Genomic DNA, 2,923 nt, shown 5'->3' with positions numbered 1-2,923 from the left:
GCGTCCGCGTTCCGGACCCTCCGTTCCGCCCGCCCACCGGTGGCCGATGAGGCCGAAAGGGCGCCGGCCCCCACCGGTACCGCATTCAGCGTACGGGCCGGGAAACGCGCCCGTGGCGATTCGGTGAAGTTTCGTCAGAAGGTGCGTGAGTGGCCGGACTTGTACGGTCGAACGGCTCCGGGGTGCGCCTGGCGCACCCCGGAGCCGTGCCGACCACCGTGTGCCCGGGCCGGCTCAGAGGCCGTTCTTCTCCAGGGTGAACTTCCAGGCGTCGGCGACGATGTCGTCCAGGTTCGGACGGCGCGGCGTCCAACCCAGCGCCTCGTGGGCGCGCGCGGCGGAGGCGACCAGCACCGCCGGGTCGCCGGCCCGGCGGCCGGAGACCTGCACCGGGATCTCCCGGCCGGTGACCCGCTTGACCGACTCGATCACCTCGCGGACCGAGAAGCCGCTGCCGTTGCCCAGGTTGCAGATCAGGTGCTCGCCCGGCTTGGCCGCGTCCAGCGCCAGCAGGTGCGCCTCCGCGAGGTCCGCGACGTGGATGTAGTCGCGGATGCAGGTGCCGTCCGGGGTCGGGTAGTCGTCGCCGTACACCGCGATGTGCGGGCGCTGGCCGAGTGCGGCCTGGAAGACCAGCGGGATCAGGTGCGACTCGGGGTCGTGGCGCTCCCCGTAGGCGCCGTACGCGCCGGCCACGTTGAAGTAGCGCAGCGAGACGGCGGCCAGGCCGTGCGCGACGGCCTCGCTGGTGATCAGGTGGTCCACGGCGAGCTTGGTGGCGCCGTAGGTGTTGGTCGGCGCGGTGCGGGCGGTCTCGGCGATCGGCACCGCCTCCGGCTCGCCGTAGGTGGCGGCGGTGGAGGAGAAGACCAGCTTGCGCACGCCGGCCGCGCGCATCGCGCTGATCAGCTCCAGCGAACCGGCCACGTTGTTGCGCCAGTACTTCTCCGGGTCCGCGACCGACTCGCCGACCTGCGAGGAGGCGGCGAAGTGCAGCACGCCGTCGAAGGAGCCGTCCAGCACCTCGCCGGCCTCCTGGATCCGGCCCTCGACGAACTCGGCACCGGCCGGGACGCCCTCGCGGAAGCCGGTGGAGAGGTCGTCCAGGACGGTCACCTGGTGTCCCGCCTCCAGCAGGTGGGCGGCCACCACGCTGCCGACGTAGCCGGCGCCACCCGTGACCAGGTACTTACTCATGATGAGACCTCCAGCGGGCGATGGTCCGCCCGGGCGCCGGGGGCCATCGACGTATGCGTACGACGGGGATCATTCTCCCCTCCCCACGCAGTGCTCAGGACCAGAAGGGCGCCCGCTCCCGGCTGTTCATCCGCTTCTCGGCCACCGGACATCCGGCCCCTCGACCGTCGGACGCCCGCCACCTCAGCCACCGGACATCCGCTCCAGCAGGCCGGTGCGCGCCGCCACCGCCGCCGCCTCCAGCCGGGTGCGCGCACCCAGCTTCATCAGCACCCGCTGGACGTGGGTACGGGCGGTGCTCGCGGCGATCCGCATCCCGGCGGCGATCGCCGCGGTGTCCTCGCCGTCCGCGATCCGGGCCAGCACCTGCACCTCACGGCGGGTCAGCAGCCGCAGCAGCCGCACGGCCTCGTCGTCCGGTTCGGCCACCGGGCGCAGCAGTTGGTCGAAGGCGCCGCGCAGGATGTCCACCGCCACCGCGGCCTCGCCGGCCCGGGCCCGTCCGATGGCCCGCTCGACCACCTCGATCCGCTCGTCGCTCGGCACGTACCCCGCCGCCCCGGCCGCGAACGCGCCTGCCACGCCCCGCAGTTCACCCACCGGACCGAGCACGATCACGGCCACCTCGGGGCGCTCCCGGCGGATCCGGCGCAGCGCGTCGAAGGCGCCCGGCTCGGCCGGCGCCGCCACGCCCAGCAGGCACACGTCGGGTCGGCGCCCGGCCACCAGGTCGGCGGCGACCCCGGCCGGGGAGCCGACCGCGAGCACCCGGTGACCGCGTAACTGGAGCGCGGTGGCCAGCGCCTCGGCCAGCAGCCGGTGGTCGTCGACCACCACGAGTCGAACGCCCATGACACCCTCCCGGTCGGGGCCCGGCTCGCGCCCGCACCCCTCGGGCGGGCGGCCGATGACGCACCATCACAACGCATTCCGCACCCGAACCGCTAGGCCGCCGGGCACCGCCGGCCGACACCGCCAGCGGAAACGCGAAAGACCCCCGCCGTGAGGCGAGGGTCTTTCAGTGGAGCCCCCATGCGGAATCGAACCGCAGACCTTCTCCTTACCATGGAGACGCTCTACCGACTGAGCTATAGGGGCTTGCCGGGCTTTTCGCCGGGCCGGTCGAACAAGGAAGACATTACACGGCCGTGGGCCCGGAAGGGAAATCGGCCCCGCCCCGGGCACTCCCCGCCCTCAACCCCGGGCGGGCGCCGGCCTCAGCCTTCGATGTGCGCCGCCCTCAGCCCTCGACAGGCGCCGGCCTCAGCCCTCGGCGTGCGCCGCGTCGAACTCCTCACGGGCCGCGAGCATCCGCGGCGTGTGGCGCTCCGTCCAGCGACCGAGCGGGGAGAGCAACTCGGCCAGCTCCCGGCCGAGCGGCAGCAGGTCGTAGACCACCCTCGGCGGCGTCTCCGGGAAGACGGTGCGGAGCACCAGGCCGCTGCGCTCCAGGGTGCGGAGCGACTGGGTGAGCATCTTGCGACTGACCCCGCCGACCCCGCGCTGGAGCTCGGAGAAGCGCTGCGGCCCGCAGGCGGCGAGGCTCATCAGGATCAGCATCGACCACTTGTCGGCCAGGTCGGCAAACATCTCGCGGCTGGGACACAGCTGGGCGAAGACGTCGAGCTCCTCCTCCTGCCCCTGCGCCCGGTCCCGATCCTCGCGCGGTGCGACCGCTTCCTCCGTCGTCATACCAACCAGGGTAGACCCGCGGTCTCCAATCCAC

The 2,923-nt window shown here is 73.1% G+C and carries 3 protein-coding genes and 1 tRNA gene; all 4 read right to left on the bottom strand.

The window, feature by feature from the left end:
• Positions 1-234: 234 nt before the first annotated feature.
• The 4 genes from galE to J0670_RS34575 all read right to left on the bottom strand — a co-directional run bounded on the left by galE (position 235) and on the right by J0670_RS34575 (position 2,889).
• On the bottom strand, positions 235-1,197 hold the full coding sequence (galE, locus tag J0670_RS34590; RefSeq protein WP_207816378.1) for a UDP-glucose 4-epimerase GalE: 963 nt from the start codon (positions 1,195-1,197) through the stop codon (positions 235-237).
• Positions 1,198-1,380: 183 nt separating this feature from the next.
• On the bottom strand, positions 1,381-2,049 hold the full coding sequence (locus J0670_RS34585) for a response regulator transcription factor (RefSeq protein WP_207816377.1): 669 nt from the start codon (positions 2,047-2,049) through the stop codon (positions 1,381-1,383).
• A 170-nt stretch (positions 2,050-2,219) separates the two neighbouring features.
• A tRNA-Thr gene (locus tag J0670_RS34580) sits at positions 2,220-2,295 on the bottom strand.
• 165 nt (positions 2,296-2,460) lie between these two features.
• Positions 2,461-2,889, bottom strand: coding sequence for a helix-turn-helix domain-containing protein (locus J0670_RS34575; protein WP_243437950.1), 429 nt, complete (start codon positions 2,887-2,889; stop codon positions 2,461-2,463).
• Positions 2,890-2,923 lie beyond the last annotated feature (34 nt).

Origin of the sequence: Streptomyces sp. FH025 (assembly GCF_017427025.1) — a bacterium.
Lineage (GTDB): Bacteria > Actinomycetota > Actinomycetes > Streptomycetales > Streptomycetaceae > Kitasatospora.
This window is presented reverse-complemented; position numbering and strand designations above follow the sequence as displayed.

Coding starts and splice junctions, on each gene's coding strand:
- J0670_RS34585 (WP_207816377.1), bottom strand. CDS start 2,049: ATGGGCGTTCGACTCGTGGTGGTCGACGACCACCGGCTGCTGGCCGAG.
- J0670_RS34575 (WP_243437950.1), bottom strand. CDS start 2,889: ATGACGACGGAGGAAGCGGTCGCACCGCGCGAGGATCGGGACCGGGCG.
- galE (WP_207816378.1), bottom strand. CDS start 1,197: ATGAGTAAGTACCTGGTCACGGGTGGCGCCGGCTACGTCGGCAGCGTG.